This is a genomic window from Anabaena sp. 54, from assembly GCF_017355725.1.
Lineage (GTDB): Bacteria > Cyanobacteriota > Cyanobacteriia > Cyanobacteriales > Nostocaceae > Dolichospermum > Dolichospermum heterosporum.
The window spans coordinates 286,307-304,318 of sequence record NZ_JAAVWA010000002.1 but is presented as its reverse complement, the minus strand read 5'-3'; the positions used below and the strand labels follow the sequence as shown (position 1 = coordinate 304,318).

The following is an 18,012-nucleotide window of genomic DNA, read 5'->3' as shown; positions in this document are numbered from 1 at the left end:
TTGACTGAAGGAGTCTTCACTAAGTAGGTGAACAAAACTTTCTTAGACAATGTACTTGGTTTTCTCACCTGAAAATCTTCCAATTATATTTATTTCTTTAATCGCCTAATTGCTGACAATATTAGATGTCTTGTGGAAAAAGTTCCAGATTTTGGTCAGATCTTTTCTGTACTTTGGCCTCTTGATCAATATCTTAATAGAGATCCTCAAAAGGTTGTATGGAGGGACTGAGATCAAAAAGACCATCAAAGCCCAACTCACTGTTCAATACTATCCCGGTTCTGTCACTCTCGGACAACAATAATCGAATCTATTTTTTGTAACTCTTATTTTATACAGGTTTGCGATCGCCGTTCTCTCATGGATGAACAATAGAATAACACAGATTTAATTAGTATACTCAAAACGGCTTGATTGTTTGATTCTAAACGTAGGGGTAAAGCATGAGCTAAACCCCTACACATCTGGGTTCTTTGTCATTTGGCAAAAGTTTAAATCTCACCGTGTTTAGTATAGTTCGTTAAGTTCAGAGATTCTGATTTAAATGTCATCTTTATTATCAGTATATTTTGGTTGACTCCTCTGAATAATTGATACCTACTAAAGAGTTTCATGTAACCAAGCGAACTGCTTGCAGCAGCGCTTCGCTATCTCCTTCAAGATCAACAGTTTCAGATCCCCGACTTCTTAGAGAAGTCGGGGATCTGATCTTCTTATTTTATTTATAGAGTGAAGGTTAAAGAATTTCCCCAAGGACCAATTTGAGATTTCATAAATTAGCGATCGCTTTCAAGATCAACAAAGCATATCTCAATTACCGCCACTCTAGAGATTCAGATCCCCGACTTCTCTAAGAAGTCGGGGATCTGATTTTCTTATTTTATTTATAGAGTGAAGGCTTTTTTTTGGCGATGTCTATTGATCAAGGCTTAGTCAAGAGAAATACCAAGCGATCGCATTTTTTGCTTTAATTCATACAATTCCGTGTTAGCTTGTTCAGCCCTTTGAGATTCTTGTTCAGCCCTTTGAGATTCTTGTTCAGCCCTTTGAGATTCCCGTTCAGCCCTTTGGGATTCTTGTTTTGCTATTTGAATTGCTTGGTTGGCTTTGAGTATTTCATCTTTGGCGGCTTCTTGGGGGGTAGGGATGATAGTGCCTTCTAAGGAGAAGTAACGCAACTGGCCATTGTGAATACCCAGGAAAAAGCCCAGGGCTTCACTCCATAGCCATCCTTGGGCGTTGGGCGTGATGGGGCGATATTTATTAAACTCTAGTCTAAAGCCTGCAAATTCTAAGGTTTCTGGTGAAAAATAAAAGTATTCAGGGGTATGAAATCTCTCTGCGTATAAGTCTAGTTTGGTGGTGCGATCTACATTGGCGGTGGAGTCGGACAGTAATTCAATAATCAGGTCGGGATAACGTCCGTCTTCTTCCCAGACCACCCATGAGTTGCGTGGTTCTCTGGTGGTGTTTTTGACTAGGAAAAAATCTGGACCTCGAAAGTCACGATTTTTGAGTTGTTGGCGACTGAAGTAAATGCTCAGGTTTGCACCAATGAAAAAATCATCCTGCTCTTGCCATGCCCATTCGAGGCAGGTGACTAGCAATAACAGTTGCATATAGTGCAGGGAGCTTTCTATCTCTGGTTCATCACTTAAAAGTTTACTGGCATCGGGCATTTGCAACTCTAGTTCGCGGGCTGTAATTGCTGCCATGGATTTGTTCTCCTGATGCTTTGGATGATTATCTATGAGTTTAGCTACGCTATCGGCGATTATAAATCGCTAATACACAAATTAAGTCTACTTACGTGGACTAAATAAAAATTAATAGTCTATATTCTTTAAGGGCGATAGCCAAACGCTGCTGCAAGCAGTTCGCTCGACAATTTTCACTCATTTTTTCCCCTGAATTATTTATTTTATCATAAACAACGACCAATTTGAGATTTCATAAATTAGCGATCGCCTTCAAGATCAACAGTTTCAGATCTCCGACTTCTTAGAGAAGTCGGAGATCTGATTTTCTTAGTTCCAGATTTTGGTCAGATCTTTTCTGTACTTTTGCCTCTTGATCAATATCTTAATAGAGATCCTCAAAAGGTTGCATGGAGAGACTGAGATCAAAAAGACCATCAAAGCCCAACTCGCTGTTCAATACTATCACGGTTCTGTCACTCTCGCACCACAATAATCGAATCTATTTTTTGTAACTCTGATTTTATACAGGTTTGCGATCGCCATTCTCTAATGGATGGATAATAGAATAACACAGAGTTGATTAGTGTTTGATTCAAATGTCATCTTTGTTGTCAGTATATTTTGCTTAACTCATCTTAACAATTGATACCTGCTAAAGAGTTTCATTTAACCAAGCGAACTGCTTGCAGCAGCGCTTCGCTATCGCTTTCAAAATCAACAGTTTCAGATCCCCGACTTCTTAGAGAAGTCGGGGATCTTATTTTCTTATTTTATTTATAGAGTGAAGGTTAAAGAATTTCCCAAGTGACTAATTTGAGATTTCATCAATTAGCGATCGCTTTCAAGATCAACAAAGCATATCTCAATTACCGCCACCCTAGACGACAAAAGGGTATTTGATAGACTAAATGAATATTCGAGGATGGGTTTCAAAGCCTCTCCCCGCGTCGGGGAGAGGTTTGGAGAGGGGTTTATTTATACATTAAAAACTTTTAAAACATCCTCTAATAGTAACATAATTTCATTATAATCAATGGTGCAATTTTTGCTTTTCTTTAACTCATACTTCATAAGTTTCAAGAAAGTTTCTGAATACTTGCTTCCCAATATTACGCTAAAATACCTAATAAAATTTTACCTAAATATAGCAAATCATCAGGAATCTTAAAAAGGTTTAAATCTTGATAGATAGTTTTTTCAATTTTATCTAATTTACCAAATTGCCACAAATTCCCAGTAGTCACAGCACCATACAATATATCTTGATCTATGATTTCAGATAAAGCAATTAATTCCACTGCCAGGGGAATGTTATTTTGCAAATATTTGATAAAAAAACTATCAATTGAGAATTTCTCTTAAAGAATAAGGACAAGTTTCAGGGAAAGATAATGGTGGATTTATCTGATACATGATTGATTAGCTCACTACATAGCTTTTTCAAAATCATCTGTCGTGTTACACAAGAATTCAGGACTTAATATTTCTTGTATATCATAAGGACAAATTTCTGAAAACGTACTTAATGCTAAACCTGTTTCTGCTGATGCTTCTCTTCTCGCATTTCGATAAGCTTTGGGTAAAATATCAGGAATATATTGTTTTAAACTTGGTTTTTCATTGAGTAGATCTTGTAAATCATCTCTTTGGTTAGCAATGGTGGTAAACCAACTAATAGAACGTTTAGAAGATTGGTATTGCCATTTTAGCAAATGAGTTAATAAAATTATTAACCGATTTTTTAACTCATTTTTTTCACTAATACCCATAGCATCTAACTCTTCTGCCAAATTCTCCCAATCCAAAGCTGTGATATCTCGACTAGCTAAGGCTAATTTTTGTTGAGTTAACCAATCCATGAAATCTGTTTCGTAGAGAGGTGATTTAGACATAAAATTAGTAATAATGACTTTCAGACTGGACAATTTCTCAACCCTATTGATCATTAGGTAAGCTGATACCTTGCATAAGAAGGTGGACGAAAGGTGCTACGCAATAATTCTGGTTGTAACAGGTGAAATTCGTCTGGCAAACCTGGCTCCTCTGGATCTTCGCTAGGTAAATCATACATCGTTGGCAGTGTTTGTTGAGGAGGTAATGGCTCATAGCTAGGTTTGCTATACACATCACTTTGATACATTGTTAATTATCTCCTGTATTTAATTGCTGTTGCCAAGATTCAACTATCTGTTTAATTGTCTCTTCTAAGGAAATTGTAATATCCCAGTGAGGATAATGTTCACGCATTTTTGTTAAATCGGAATAATAGCAAATGTGATCACCAATACGATTTTCTAGTACGTAAGTAGAAAGCATGGCTTTATTACTATATTTTTCAGTTAAATTAAATGCTTCTAGAATTGAGCAGCTATTTTGCTTACCTCCTCCAAGATTATATACTTCTGCTATGCGAGGATTTTTAATAAAAGTTTCTGGAATACCATGCTCATAAATAGGATCATCATAATCCCATCTGGTATCTAATTCTTTGAGTTTAATTGTGTTCGGGCGATCGCCATAAACTTTATTTGTGGACATATGCACAAAGGGCGATTTTGGGCAAAATTGCCTCACAGCCTCTAATAAATTCAGAGTTCCTACTGCATTTGTATCAAAATCATCAAAAAGAATGGCTGCTGCCCGATCATGACTAGGTTGGGCTGCTGTATGCACGATAGCATCTGGTTGGAGACTTTCAATTAAATTGAGTACCCCTTGGCGATCGCGGATATCTACTTCATGATGAACAAACCCTTTAATGGAGTTTTGCAGTCGTTGTTGATTCCAGCGCGTATCTCCTTGAGATCCAAAGAAAACTGCTCTTTGGTTATTGTCAACACCATGAATTTCCCACCCAATAGAAGCAAAGTATAAACATACTTCCGAACCGATTAGACCTGATGAGCCTGTTACAAGTAATCTTTTCATCAAATTTTCTTGGTTAAAGTCTTTGAATAGTATAAGTAGGTTAGCATTGAAAATCGTGCGAATAACTGTATCAGACATTAGTGTTTAAATATATTTCAAGTATTACATTGTAACATTACCATACTCTCTTAACTGAATAAGCATCAAAAATAGTATCAATGCTGAGAATAGTAATATTTTCAGTTATAGACTGACCAATGATCAACCTATCAAAAGGATCTTTATGATGATAAGGGAGTTGCTCTAAAGCCCAAATATGAGCTAGTTCAATGGGTAAAATTTGGATATTATTAATTGTGATTTGGCTGTCTATTCACTCAGGTAAAGGTAAATTAAGTGTTAATTTACCCATTGAAATTTTGATTTGCATTTCCCACACACTAGTACCGTGCGGCGTAAGTGAATGAATCATTTTCAAGCCTTCTAAGCAATCAAATTTTCGGAGCTTTTAATAGTCATCTTATTTACGTCAAGCTGTGCTAGTACAAAACGGCGTAAATAAACCAACCATTCTAAATCCTCCAAAAGCCTATACTGTCTTCATTTTGACTTTTGACTTTTGACTTTTGACTTCCGCCTTGCGGTACTAGTCATAATTTTAATATCTAATTATTTTATTTACTTGTTTTTTGACTGTTCTAAAACGCACTGGCAAGAAGTTCACTGGCTCAACAAATTCGTTCTCGTAGATCCGCTCAGTGATTATATTTATTTCTTTAATCGCCTAATTGCTGACAATATTAGATGTCTTGTAGAAAAAGTTCCAAATTTTGGTCAGATCTTTTCTGTACTTTGGCCTCTTGATCAAGATCTTAATAGAGATCCTCAAAAGGTTGCATGGAGGGACTGAGATCAAAAAGACCATCAAAGCCCAACTCACTGTTCAATACTATCCCGGTTCTGTCACTCTCGGACAACAATAATCGAATCTATCTTTTGTAACTCTGATTTTATACAGGTTTGCGATCGCCGTTCTCTAAGGGAACACCAAAAAATAAATTACCCAATTTTGTGGGATGGGCATCCTGCCCGTCCTTGATTATTAGCGGGCAATTCGTCCCGCACCACAAGAAATTTTTGGGTATTTTTTTAATTGGAAGTCCCTAATGGATGGATAATAGAATAACACAGATTTAATTAGTAGTTCGTTAAGTTCAGAGATTCTGATTCAAATGTCATCTTTATTATCAGTATATTTTGGTTGACTCATCTGAATAATTGATACCTGCTAAAGAGTTTCATGTAACCAAGCGAACTGCTTGCAGCAGCGCTTCGCTATCGCCTTCAAGATCAACAGTTTCAGATCCCCGACTTCTTAAAGAAGTCGGGGATCTGATTTTCTTATTTTATTTATAGAGTGAAGGCTAAAGAATTTCCCCAAGGACTAATTTGAGATTTCATAAATTAGCGATCGCTTTCAAGATCAACAAAGCATATCTCAATTACCGCCACCCTAGTAGTCTGTCAACCCGAAAATGACGGGTGAAGGGAAGCAGGGGGGTAGGGGAGGTAGGGGGGGTAGGGGAGGTAGGGGGGGTAGGGGAGGTAGGGGGTAGGGGAGGTAGGGGAGGTAGTGGAGGGAAAAACAGAAGTTTTTTCCGATCATTACCCGTCAAAATAAATTTGACGAACTACTAGAGTTTCAGATCCCCGACTTCTGAGAGAAGTCGGGGATCTGATTTTCTTATTTTATTTTATAGAGTGAAGGCTTCTTTTTTGGCGATGTCTATTGATCAAGGCTTAGTCAAGAGAAATACCAAGCGATCGCATTTTTTGCTTTAATTCATACAACTCCCTATTAGCTTGTTCAGCCCTTTGAGATTCTTGTTCAGCCCTTTGGGATTCTTGTTTTGCTATTTGAATTGCTTGGTTGGCTTTGTATTTACCATCATTTGCACCACATCTGCCATCTTATATTTAGCTTCCCATCCTAATTGGATTTTGGCTTTGCGGGGATTACCTTTACCGATCGCCAAATCTGTAGGTCTGAATAGGCTACTATCAACCACCACATGATCACGCCACTCTAAATTTACAGATGTAAATGCTGCTGCGACAAAATCTTCTAAGGAAGTGCTTTCTCCCGTTGCAATTACATAATCATCAGGTTGATCTTGCTGCAACATTAAATACATGGCTTCCACATATTCCTGCGCCCAACCCCAGTCCCGCTGAATTGACATATTACCTAAATATAATTTTTCTTGACTACCTTGGGCAATCCGACAGGCAGTAGCAATAATTTTTTGAGTGACAAATCTTTCTGGACGCAGGGGAGATTCATGATTAAATAATATTCCTGAACAGGCAAATAAACCGTAAGCTTCTCGGTAGTTAGCTACTTCCCAAAAAGCAGCAGATTTAGCTACAGCATAAGGACTTCTGGGGCGAAATGCAGTATTTTCTTCTGCTGCTACATTGCCAGTATCACCAAAGCATTCACTCGAACCTGCATTGTAAACTTTAATGGTTGCGCCTAAAAAGCGAATGGCTTCTAATAAATTTAGTGTCCCTGTAGCGATACTTTCTAAAGTTTCTACAGGTTGTCCAAAAGATAAACCTACGGAAGTTTGTCCTGCTAAATTATAGACTTCATCTGGTTGGATTTTTGTGAGTACCTGTAAGACGCTGCGGAAGTCAGTTAAGGACATTGACTCCAGCTTTACTTGATCTTTAATACCCAAGTGAACTAAGTTCTGGAAAGGTGATATTTGGGCATCTCTGGATGTTCCACAAACTGTATAGCCTCGATTGAGCAGCAATTGTGCTAAATAAGATCCGTCTTGTCCAGATACTCCACAAATGAGAGCTTTTTTCATGTCAGTTCATTATCCAAAAGTCTTTAACACTGTTACCCCCAAGCATTCGGGATTGCCTATAGGTAAATTCTCCCACAGAAGGATTGCGATGGGGATGAATGACACCTGTTGCTTGTTGCCAAAGTTCGGCTGGGGCAAGAGATATCTCATACTTGGATTCATGCTTACGCACATGATACCATTTTGTTTCTTGGCACTCTTCGCACCAAAAAGCCTCTAACCACTCACCCTGTAAAGAAACTGTAGTTTTAGCTGCTACTAACATCATTGCTTCTCGTCGGGCTATACCGCGTTCTTGTAGTTGTCCGGCTTGTTCGGTAAATAGTCTGTGTTTTTGGCTAACACTATCTATGTAACAACTATGTATGGGACAATAAATGGCTCTCCGTTGGGAACGTTTCCGATTTCGCTCACACCTTTTCTGCACTTAGGCCTCCTGATCACCAACTAAACAATAGATCGTAAGAAGGTTGTAAGGGAGGGACTTAGATCAAAAAGACCATCAAAGCCCAACTCCTGATTCAACGTTGTCTGAGGTATTAAATTTTGTTAACTGAGTTGTCTGAAATTTACAAAAAAAGGGAACTCTTAACAAGTAACAGATAAGAAACAAAAGTTACAAAAAAAGGGAACTCTTAACTGGGAACAGGGAACAGATAAGAAACACTCATTTGCACCAGTTTAAAGCTCAGTCAAGAAAAAGATGTTTTTAAAAGATGCGTAGCCCGAAAAAAACAGTGTCATTATTTCAATCTCATGTTTTTAAACATGAGTTTTTTCTGTTCCCTGTTGCTTCTTCCTCTGAATGAATTTGTTCACACACTGATGCTGATTAGGCTGGAGTGACGTTTCAAGTTATAGATTTTTCTAGGACATTGATGTATTGTTTAGCGATGATTTCTGGCGTAAAGTTTGACTGCAAATATTCGCGGGAGGCATTACCCATTTTTTCTGCAAGTTGGCGATCGCTCTTTAAGTTAAGAATAAATTTAGATAAACTATCACTATCTCCATTGTCAATGCTGATACCAAACTGACCATCTGTTATTAGCTGTCGCAGGTAGGAATCTTTTGGGCAAATAGCTGCTATGGGTCTTCCCGCAGCTAAGGCTGGATAGAGTTTGCTAGGTGCAACTAAACTTTCGAGACCTAATTCTACGCTAACTAATGATAAATCACAAGCTGTCAGGGAATACGGTAGCACACTTTTTTCTTGATAGGGGAGAAAAAGAAAGTTTTTTAATCCTAACCGCTTGACATCTTGAATAAAACTTTCCCGTTTGGGTCCACCACCAATACAAACAAACTGAATTTCTTCATTTTGCAATTGTTTAGCAGTTGCCAAAATGGTGTCTGTATCATGACACCTACCCATATTACCAGAATAAAGAATTGTAAATATGCTATCCAAGTTATGTTGTTTAGCAAACCAATTTTTTTCTTTGGCAATCGGGACAATTAACTCAGGATCTCCCCAACTATGAATTACAGAGACCTTATCAGCCACTTCTGGACAGATTGCTAGGACTCTCTCCTTCATAGCAGGACTCAGGACAATAATTCCTGTTGATTTTTGCCAAATCTGGCGATTGATTGCCCACCAAAACTTGGCTAACCAGTGCTTATGAGAAACTACTCCTAAAGCGATCGCAATATCTGGATACAAATCATATATTAAACATACATAGGGGAATTTTAAAAATAAATGAGTTAAGTATCCGGCTATTGATAAAAAAGGAGGTGCTGAAGTTAATAAAAATACATCATTTTTACCAGCATTTCTGATAATATGCAAAAAAACCCGCAATGTAAATAAAACACCATTAACAGCTTTTCCGCGAATCCTATTAGACCATACCTGAGTAGATCGGGATCTTTGAACGCGAACATTGCCTAATTGTTCTAAGGCTGGGGCTTGAGCGGTAGTAAAAGCATATCCTGGTTGTCCAGTGAATACTCTAATCTTAATTCCTTGTTTCTCCAACTGTTTGACTAGCTCTTCAATCAACTGTCCTGTCGCCGCATAGTCTGGAGGAAAAAACTCAGTGATCACAGACAAAGTAGTTAGTTTACGACACAAAATATCACTAATTTTAGAAGGCTGTTCAGCCTCTATGGAATGCAAACTAGGTATGATGTAACCCTTCTGATTGGACATGGTGTCAATTTTTGTTAAATATTAATCTTGACTTATTATGAGTATAAAAATTTGAATTTTTCCGCCTTTTATTTAGTTTTATTGCTTATATAAAACCGTTAAGGAAATTTAGAGACAACCAAACTAGATAAAAGTGACTCACGTAGTCAAAATTTTTTCCTTAAATGATATTCAAGCATCTTCCACACTTATCGTCAAGTATGGCAGAATTATATCATTAGATTTATCCTATAGGACTCCTATTTGATTTTTGATAGCTTGCGTGGCGTAGCCATACAGAACTCAGTACATACTGAAATCCTTCTTCCCTGTTCCCTAAATCAACGGAAAATATGGCTAACGCCACGCTATGCCTGATGCCTCCGGCACGCTACCGCGAACGGCACACTACGTGAACGCTATCAGGAATCAAACCGGATTCCTATAAGTAGGTGAACACATTGAAGAAGGAGTCAGTAGCCAGGAGTCAGAATCATATGATAAGTTTAAATTATAGAAAATCAATAATACTTTTGATATTTATAACTTTTAGCAATTTGCCTTTATATTTCCTTAATAATTAATTGAGAATCTTTTCTATTTATCAACGAGGTTGCTATACTTTCAGCGATTTGCTATAATTTCAGAGAATTTCATAATTGGGTTATTATTGTCAATTTTAGATCTTTCAGAAGATGTTAGTCTCAAACTCTTTATTGACAGTAGGTTCAGAAATTAATTTCCCAGGCTAATACAAAACTTTACAAAATTAATAACTATTCCCTCAACAATTTTAGCCATGAATTTGCTCAGAAATGATCTAATTTGAGCGATCGCAAAAATTCCCTATTGACAAATTAACAAAAAAGTGGTAGCCAACCTGTCAATGTTATTAATTTTAGTGATATTTAGGACTTATGCACGAGTCACGGAATAACGAACCACAGAGAACACAGAGAACACGGAGAAATGAGGGTTTGAGGAATATTTTGCGTAAGTCTTGATATTAAATCAACATGAATTACCTTGACTTCGATATATCGTAGGGGTAACATTGGTGTCAACTTAACGTAAAACCTCTATCCCGCAAAGAACTCAAGTCATCTCATTCCCAGTCTCTGACTGGGAATGAATTCTAGAAGGCTCTGCCTTCAATAATATTAGAGGCAGAGCCTCATCAACTGCATTCCTAGTCAGAGACTAGGAACGAGATGTGGTAGGGATTTGAGCTTAATTTGACACCAATGAAGCTCTTGCTTTACCCTTACATATCTCATCAATTACAGGATGGTTTAATGCTGATGTAGAGATTTTTCAGGAAATGTCTCTACAACGTGGTTTGCCTAAAGGATACCAGATGTTAAAATTTATTCCACAGTCACCGACTTCGCCAAATTTCTCGGCTGATCCACATCCAAACCACGCCGCGCCGCAATGTGATAAGCTAACAACTGTAATGGAATTACTGTGAGAATTGGCGAAAGAATTTCCTCAACCTCCGAAACCGGAATTAAATCATTAAAGATTTCCGCCGCTTCTCCATCTTTTACAGAAGTTACACCAATTAAACGGGAATCTCTGGCTTTTGCTTCTTGGGCATTAGAAATTACCTTTTCATATACATTACCAGGAACAGCGATCGCCACCACTGGAACTTTTGCATCTAACAACGCAATTGGTCCATGTTTCATTTCTCCCGCTGGATAACCTTCGGCGTGAATATAGCTAATTTCCTTTAATTTTAAAGCCCCTTCTAACGCAATCGGAAAATTAATTCCTCTCCCAATAAAGATAAAATCTTTTGTTTCTGAAAAATCATGTACCAAATGTTCAATATAACGTTCTTGAGTTTCCAAAATCGCTTCAATTTCCCCTGGTAACTGCCGTAAACCCGTGAGAATTTCCTCAAATCTCGAATCACTAATCTCCTGACGACGATAAGCCAAATCTAGCGCCAAAGCATAAAACGCCATCAATTGCGCTATGAAAGTTTTCGTCGCCGCTACACCAATTTCAATTCCCCCATGAGTATTGATAATATTCGCCACCATATTCCCTAAACTACTTTCTGGGCGATTAGTAATCCCCAAAAGTCGCGCTTGATACTTAGATTCTTTCCCCTGTCGGCGTTCTTTTTCCATCGCCAAAGCCGCCAATGTATCAGCAGTTTCCCCAGATTGTGTCACCCCAACAGTCAGAGTATTAGCAGTTAAAGGTGAAGGCGCGTATCGAAACTCTGAAGCATATTGTACCTGAGTTGGAATTCCTGCCAACTGTTCTAATAAATATTTACCCACCAATGCCGCGTGCCAACTTGTACCACAGGCAACAATTTGAATTTGTTCTAAATCTGCGTAGAATTCCGCTGGTAAATCCAATTTCACCGGTGATTCCGCAGTAATTTCTCCATTCTCCACTGTTGAGAAATAAGCCTCTAAACAATCCCGCACCACCCCCGGTTGCTCATAGATTTCCTTGAGCATAAAATGTTTGAATCCCTGTTTTTCCACCATAATGGGATTCCAGTTCAGAGTCCGAGGATGCTTTTTCAAACGATTTCCCGCAAAGTTATAGACTTCCACTCCTAAAGGAGTCAACCGGGCAATTTCGCCGTTCTCTAGGGACAACACAGCGCGGGTATAAGGAACAATCGCCGGCGTATCGGAAGCACAGAAAAACTCACCCTGTCCAAACCCAATCACTAAAGGCGCTTGTTGACGAACTACAATCAACTCATCAGGGTAATCAGCAGAAATAGCCGCAACAGCATAAGCCCCCTCTAATTTACTTACAGCTTCTCGCACCGCGTCTAAAAACACCGAAGGGGAATTAGGATTTTCAGGAGTATGCTTTAAACACTCAGCAATCAAATGAGGAATTACCTCTGTATCTGTTTCTGAGCGAAATTCATGTCCTAGTGCCTTCAGGTGTTCCCGCAACTCTCGATAATTCTCAATAATCCCATTTTGTACCACAGCTATCCGCAGTGCCGTATCTAAATGAGGATGGGCATTGTACTCTTCCGGTTTACCATGAGTTGCCCAGCGCGTGTGACCAATCCCTATTTGGGCAGGATTTTCGATTTGTTCCAGTTTAGAACGCAAATTGAGTAATTTACCCTTAGCCCGCACACAATGCACGTCACCTTCCAAAATAGTGGCAATTCCTGCCGAATCGTAACCTCTATATTCTAATTTCTCTAATCCAGCCAGTAAAATATCTGTCGCTGCCTGAGTGCCTATATATCCAACTATTCCACACATTGCTTAAACCACTCCGGTTTTAGGATAATTAAATTTTAAGTATAGTTGCTGGAATGAATAAGCCACTTTAGCAAATTGGTTATTGGTCATTGGTCATTGGTCATTGGTTATTAGGAATAGGAAACAGGAAACAAATAGATATAACAACGGACAATGGACAACGGACAATGGACAACGGACAACTGACAACGAACAACGGACAACGGACAACTGACAACAAAAATGCTGAGGAATGAGGAAAGAATCTAAATGTTTCTCCCGCTCTCACTCCTCAGCGCTAAAAGACCAAGAATTTAGAAATGAAATTCTTAGTAAGCCAAGCCCATGCTGCGAGTTGTTTCAGCGCCTAAATAAACGCGAATACTCAAAAAGTCGGTGGGGCAAGCAGTTTCACAACGCTTACAACCTACACAGTCTTCAGTGCGGGGAGAAGCAGCCACTTGAGCAGCCTTACAGCCATCCCAAGGAACCATTTCTAGTACGTCAGTAGGACAAGCGCGGACGCATTGTGTACAGCCAATGCAGGTGTCGTAGATTTTTACGGTATGAGACATTGAAAAAACTGCTCCTTTCGGGTGTTCTTCTGAGGTGAAATAATCATAATCAAGGCATAGTTTACCCCAGGGCTTGATAGCTTGTAAGCAAAAGGCTACATAACTTTAAACAATGTAATAGACACCTTAACTAATTTATCCCCCAAAATTGCTGTTATATAGCTGTAATCAGCAACATCGCCATTTAGTGTTTACCCAACTTACTCCCTGTCAAACATGGCAATTTGTAAAGATGTGTAAATTAACAGTCGTTTTCTGGAGGTCATCTATCATACCTGTGATCTATACTCTATAGATTGATCAGCCCTGGTTAAGTTGTAATGGAATATTAACTTTTAAATGACTTTATAATCCTGTAAAGACGTTTCATCAAACGTTGCTACAAAAATGGGGAACGAAGCAAAAATATCGCCAAAATATTGCGATACTCTATATGTATGTAAATCACATCACATAAACTGATCATGGAGCTAAATTCTTTACCCACTGAGGTAATTTTGACACATCCGCGTCAGTCTCTTGGTAAGTTACAACTTGATTGGACACCCCAACCGGGAAACTATCTTGATTTTGAAGGTAAAACCTACGCAGTTTTAGAGCGTTGCCATAGATATCAGCTTAGAGGAGGACGCTATAGTTTACACAATATCGCTATTTATGTCCAAAAAGCCCAAAGACCGGAAGAAAAAAGTTTAGTAGAGGGACGTTGGGTTATCGGTGATGCTACTTGTCATTATAATGCTCTTTCAGAAATTATCCGTTGTGCTGTTAACCCAGAAGGACCATGTAAATCCTGTCGGTTCTATGAAAATTAGGGAACAGGGAACAGGGAACAGGGAACAGGAAACAGATGGAGAGACGATGTTACCCAATCACCAATCACCAATTACCAATTACCCATTACCAATTACCCATTACCAATTACCCATTACCAATTACCTCACCAACAGTTAATCGAGTCCCATTGACAAAATCCCATCCTGATTGGGGACGTTTACCTGTTAATTGCACTTCCCGCAGCAGTAATAAACCTGCCCCTGTTTGGACAATTGCTCCTAGTCCTTTAGTAATATTTACTACTTCTCCAGGTTGACCTGATATAGTTGATAAGTTAGGTATTTTGTTAATTTTTTCCTGTAACTGCTCTGGTAATTCTTGAATGTACGCTGACTCTATGGGAACAGTAGCAATGATTTTCAATGGTTGATTGCGGAAGCTGGCAATACAGTTAGGATAAAAGCCGCGAATTTGATTGTGTAATTGGATGGCACTTTTTGCCCAGTCTAAGTCATAGTCTGGTTTTTGAATCAAAGATGCGTAAGTGGCTGTGGCATGATCTTGAGGAGTTGGTGTAATTTCCTGACGTTCTAGTTTATATAGGGTTTCTATGAGTAAATCTGCACCAGCGATCGCTAACTTTTCTGCTACAATCTGAGCATTATCTAGTAAATCAATCGGTGTATTTGCTTTTAGGAGCATATCACCTGTATCCATGCCTTTATCCATCAGCATAGTTGTGATCCCGGTTTCTTTCTCGCCATTGTAGATACTCCACTGAATTGGCGCAGCCCCCCGATATTGAGGGAGAATTGATCCATGTACGTTGACACAACCCAGCTTTGGCATATCTAATATCTTTTTAGACAATATTTGTCCATAGGCAATGACTACAAACACATCAGCTTCCATTTGCTTGAGTCGTGTTAAGGTTTCAACATCTTTTTTGAGTCTTTCCGGTTGCCATACTGGAATATGATGATCTGTAGCTAAGGTTTTCACGGGGGAAGGTGTCAGTTTATTCCCACGTTCTCGGCGTTTATCTGGTTGGGTAATTACAGCAAGTACCTGAAAATCACTGTTTTCCAAGAGTTTTTTAAAGGTGGGAATCGCAAAATCTGGAGTGCCAAAAAATACTATTTTCATTAGTTATTAATCATTAATTACGAGTCATGAGTCATTAATTAATGGTAAGTGTGTTCCTCATCACTGACAACTGCGACATCTGAATATTAGTAAAATTATGTTGAGCATTTTTGATTATGGGAAATAAATTTTCATGGTTTGATGGTATAGTGTTTACTATTAGTTGAGTAAAAACAGCTTCGATAAACTATCAATAGTCCAGGTAGTTAGTTCGGCGATGCTTTCGGTTCGGAAGCCTATCATTATTTGCATCTACTGTTGACGGATTTTGTGCGTCTGGCTGTGTTTTAGAGTTGGTCATTTCTCTACTAAATCAAAATTATTCGATAATTGCCCAAGTTCAAAGTAGACTGTGTTTGCTTAATCGCAGCGGTTACGAGTGTAAATTACAGTTTGTTGTTCTGGTGTATGAATTTAATGTTTTTGTTTACTATTGATCGTGCATCAGTTAATCTGAATTTGCCAATATATAGGTTCTGATCGGGTAAGTCCTGCGCTATTATATCCAGCCAGAAACAAAGCATATTATTGGGAAATTACTTGATTTAAAAGGATGTTTGAAAACTTTTTGACGAATTATATTCGCCTCAGTTAGTATGAATTTAGACTTTTAAGTAATTGGAAAAAATATTTACAGTCATTGCGAGCGAAGGGAAGCAATCACAACCCTTGGAATTGCTTGATTTCACTTCGTTCCATATGGCTAACGCCACGCAACGCTTACGCAATAAAATTGTGTAATTAATTCTGTCTCACTACTTAAAACAACCTCTAAGACAAGTTTTAATATCATCTCTAGATTTTGGCTACGTAGGTGTTCAGCCAAAACCGGATTTTAGGGGTTTTGAATGGGGGAGACTGACATCAGTAAATTAACATTCAGAATGCTGATCAATTCGATTCTTAATCAAGTGCTGACGGCTGAATGCTTGAATTTACACTCCTGATAAACATACCTGTATTCTACTGGTATTAAATATGGATGTTGCTTGAACTGACAATAATGATGGTATTTATTAACAGATGTAATTTACTGTTAACTTCTATCCCGTCATGATTGTATATTATGTAAAGATTATGAGGGGGTAAATGGTGATAATAAAACTTTTGTAAAGCAATGCAACATTTGAATAAGAGACTTCCAAATAAAAAAATGTCCCAAAACTGATGCAAAAATTCTCTCTCTGTGTACTCTGTGCCTCTGTGGTTCGTTTCTTGGGATAATTTATTTCTTGGAAGTCTCTAAATTATCTCGTAAAAGCTTTTGGTTTGTTGATATACATATAGTCATAGCTTTTTTCCATTTCCGTATAAATACTGCCCGCACTTAGCAACTGCCCCCTAGAGAGTCTCATCATGCTTAAACCCCTTTTGGTGTCAGGATGGTTCCGTGTTCAACCATTTCTCAAGTACATTGCCATAGTTATTATAATTTCACCTTTCGTGGGAATATCTATTAATGCTACCTTAGCGAAACAATTAGAAGCAGCAATTGTGAGTTCGGGAATTAGCAAATCTCATCCAAAATTGACAGAAAATTCTGCTACTAAGCAGTTAAATTTACAATTTGCTCAAGTTAACTCTCAAACAGGAAAAATATCCGTTGGTGAAGGGATACATTCATTACCGAAAGATGGCGTGACTTCAGGGGTAGAAAGAGAAAGTTATCAAGTGGGGAATAATGTTGTTAGTGAAACTGTAACATCAGTTAATGTGGCACAATTTCCAAACCCAACATCGGTTAATCAAGTTAATTTAATTCAAAAATCACAAGACGCAAAAGCAGAAGCTGATTTAAATTCTCCAGTCAGTGAGAATGCTGTATCTAAGGAATTGGCAACATCAACAGTTATACCTAAAACTGGAGAAATCCCTGTTAGTGAACAGCAAAATGAGTCAGAGACGGCACAAACTGATCCTATAGGTAGTCCCCACCCCATCCCTTGGCAATGGATTTTGGCTACTCAAGAAGCGGTTGGGGGGAAAGGTGGTTCTGGTGTCCGCTACTATCGGAGTATTCCTGTAGTTTCTCCTGATGGCAGGTATGCGATTTATAGTCGGGTGCAAATGCAAGTAAAACCGGAAATGCACAATAGCCGAGTTAATAGTGTGTTGTTTGTGGAAGATAGACAAACCAAGCGGTTACGGGTGATGACATCAACTAGCTTGGTAATTGATCCGCTGTTAAAGAGACAGGCTAGTTTGTCAGTAGAAACGGATCGTGATGGAAATATGGGTGTATTAGTGCCTGTGAGTTGGTCTGAAAAAGGCGATCGCTTTTTAGCCCGTAAATTTGTGGCTATTTTTAATACCGCAGATGCCACAGATCAGGCTGTAATTTGGAATCGTCAACAAAATCATCTCAATGTAGTTAGTCCTGTGCAATCCGAAGATGATCACGAAAAAATAGCTATTTTGTTAGGTTGGAGTAAAAAGCAACCTAATAATGTGTTATTCCGTGCTGGTGAATTAGGGGAGGAAAATTGGCCTTTATTGCAAGTGACTAATGATGGTAGAACTGTAGATATTTCAGCAGAAGGGGATCAGGCAGTAACTTTCGGTGAAAGAGGTAGCATTTGGGCAGATCCACAGCTTGCTTCTCGATAATGGTGTCTAAACTATGATTTTTATGGTTTTTATGATTTTTATGATGTAATTTGATGCATATTTTTTGTCAGAACAAAGATG

15 protein-coding genes are annotated in these 18,012 nt (G+C 38.4%); 3 read left to right on the top strand and 12 right to left on the bottom strand.

The features are described 5' to 3' along the window. Nucleotides 1-929 precede the first annotated feature (929 nt). From HEQ36_RS03905 to glmS, 10 genes are all read right to left on the bottom strand, one after another. Nucleotides 930-1,715 (bottom strand): Uma2 family endonuclease, encoded by a 786-nt coding sequence (locus HEQ36_RS03905; protein ID WP_168635120.1) that lies wholly within the window; start codon nucleotides 1,713-1,715, stop codon nucleotides 930-932. Between the two features lie 1,094 nt (nucleotides 1,716-2,809). After that, the gene (locus HEQ36_RS03900) at nucleotides 2,810-3,022 is read right to left on the bottom strand and encodes a hypothetical protein (RefSeq protein ID WP_053538115.1); all 213 of its coding nucleotides are present in this window, start codon (nucleotides 3,020-3,022) and stop codon (nucleotides 2,810-2,812) included. A 105-nt stretch (nucleotides 3,023-3,127) separates the two neighbouring features. Next, the gene (locus HEQ36_RS03895) at nucleotides 3,128-3,592 is read right to left on the bottom strand and encodes a DUF29 domain-containing protein (RefSeq protein WP_053541184.1); all 465 of its coding nucleotides are present in this window, start codon (nucleotides 3,590-3,592) and stop codon (nucleotides 3,128-3,130) included. Between the two features lie 53 nt (nucleotides 3,593-3,645). Next, on the bottom strand, nucleotides 3,646-3,840 hold the full coding sequence (locus tag HEQ36_RS03890; protein WP_053538116.1) for a hypothetical protein: 195 nt from the start codon (nucleotides 3,838-3,840) through the stop codon (nucleotides 3,646-3,648). Between the two features lie 2 nt (nucleotides 3,841-3,842). Further along, a complete protein-coding gene (locus HEQ36_RS03885) occupies nucleotides 3,843-4,628 on the bottom strand; it encodes an NAD-dependent epimerase/dehydratase family protein (RefSeq protein ID WP_168635514.1) in 786 nt (261 codons plus the stop codon). A gap of 115 nt (nucleotides 4,629-4,743) precedes the next feature. After that, nucleotides 4,744-4,914 carry a type II toxin-antitoxin system VapC family toxin gene (locus HEQ36_RS25980; protein WP_367142428.1) on the bottom strand — a complete coding sequence of 57 codons (171 nt, stop codon included), beginning with the start codon at nucleotides 4,912-4,914 and terminating at the stop codon, nucleotides 4,744-4,746. Nucleotides 4,915-6,481: 1,567 nt separating this feature from the next. Then, nucleotides 6,482-7,447, bottom strand: a complete 966-nt coding sequence (locus HEQ36_RS03880) for a GDP-mannose 4,6-dehydratase (protein WP_053538118.1) — start codon at nucleotides 7,445-7,447, stop codon at nucleotides 6,482-6,484. Between the two features lies 1 nt (nucleotide 7,448). Further along, nucleotides 7,449-7,874 (bottom strand): hypothetical protein, encoded by a 426-nt coding sequence (locus tag HEQ36_RS03875; RefSeq protein WP_053538119.1) that lies wholly within the window; start codon nucleotides 7,872-7,874, stop codon nucleotides 7,449-7,451. A 423-nt stretch (nucleotides 7,875-8,297) separates the two neighbouring features. Continuing rightward, nucleotides 8,298-9,605, bottom strand: coding sequence for a glycosyltransferase family 4 protein (locus HEQ36_RS03870; RefSeq protein ID WP_053538120.1), 1,308 nt, complete (start codon nucleotides 9,603-9,605; stop codon nucleotides 8,298-8,300). Between the two features lie 1,346 nt (nucleotides 9,606-10,951). Then, nucleotides 10,952-12,847 carry a glutamine--fructose-6-phosphate transaminase (isomerizing) gene (gene glmS / locus HEQ36_RS03865; RefSeq protein WP_168635121.1) on the bottom strand — a complete coding sequence of 632 codons (1,896 nt, stop codon included), beginning with the start codon at nucleotides 12,845-12,847 and terminating at the stop codon, nucleotides 10,952-10,954. An 89-nt stretch (nucleotides 12,848-12,936) separates the two neighbouring features. On the opposite strand from glmS, the gene HEQ36_RS03860 reads away from it, so the two are divergent. Further along, nucleotides 12,937-13,083 (top strand): hypothetical protein, encoded by a 147-nt coding sequence (locus HEQ36_RS03860; RefSeq protein ID WP_205748403.1) that lies wholly within the window; start codon nucleotides 12,937-12,939, stop codon nucleotides 13,081-13,083. Between the two features lie 72 nt (nucleotides 13,084-13,155). Here the strand turns inward: HEQ36_RS03860 and psaC are convergent, their stop codons facing one another. Beyond that, a complete protein-coding gene (gene psaC / locus HEQ36_RS03855) occupies nucleotides 13,156-13,401 on the bottom strand; it encodes a photosystem I iron-sulfur center protein PsaC (RefSeq protein WP_015080270.1) in 246 nt (81 codons plus the stop codon). Nucleotides 13,402-13,865: 464 nt separating this feature from the next. Here psaC and HEQ36_RS03850 point away from each other — a divergent pair, with 464 nt between their 5' ends. Then, nucleotides 13,866-14,216: a DUF6464 family protein gene (locus HEQ36_RS03850; RefSeq protein WP_053538122.1), complete on the top strand. Its 351-nt coding sequence runs from the start codon at nucleotides 13,866-13,868 to the stop codon at nucleotides 14,214-14,216. Nucleotides 14,217-14,322: 106 nt separating this feature from the next. Here the strand turns inward: HEQ36_RS03850 and fmt are convergent, their stop codons facing one another. After that, complete coding sequence (gene fmt, locus HEQ36_RS03845; protein WP_168635122.1) at nucleotides 14,323-15,324, bottom strand: methionyl-tRNA formyltransferase; 1,002 nt, start codon at nucleotides 15,322-15,324, stop codon at nucleotides 14,323-14,325. Nucleotides 15,325-16,680: 1,356 nt separating this feature from the next. Here fmt and HEQ36_RS03840 point away from each other — a divergent pair. Then, nucleotides 16,681-17,931 (top strand): hypothetical protein, encoded by a 1,251-nt coding sequence (locus HEQ36_RS03840; protein ID WP_168635123.1) that lies wholly within the window; start codon nucleotides 16,681-16,683, stop codon nucleotides 17,929-17,931. The last annotated feature ends 81 nt before the right edge of the window (nucleotides 17,932-18,012 follow it).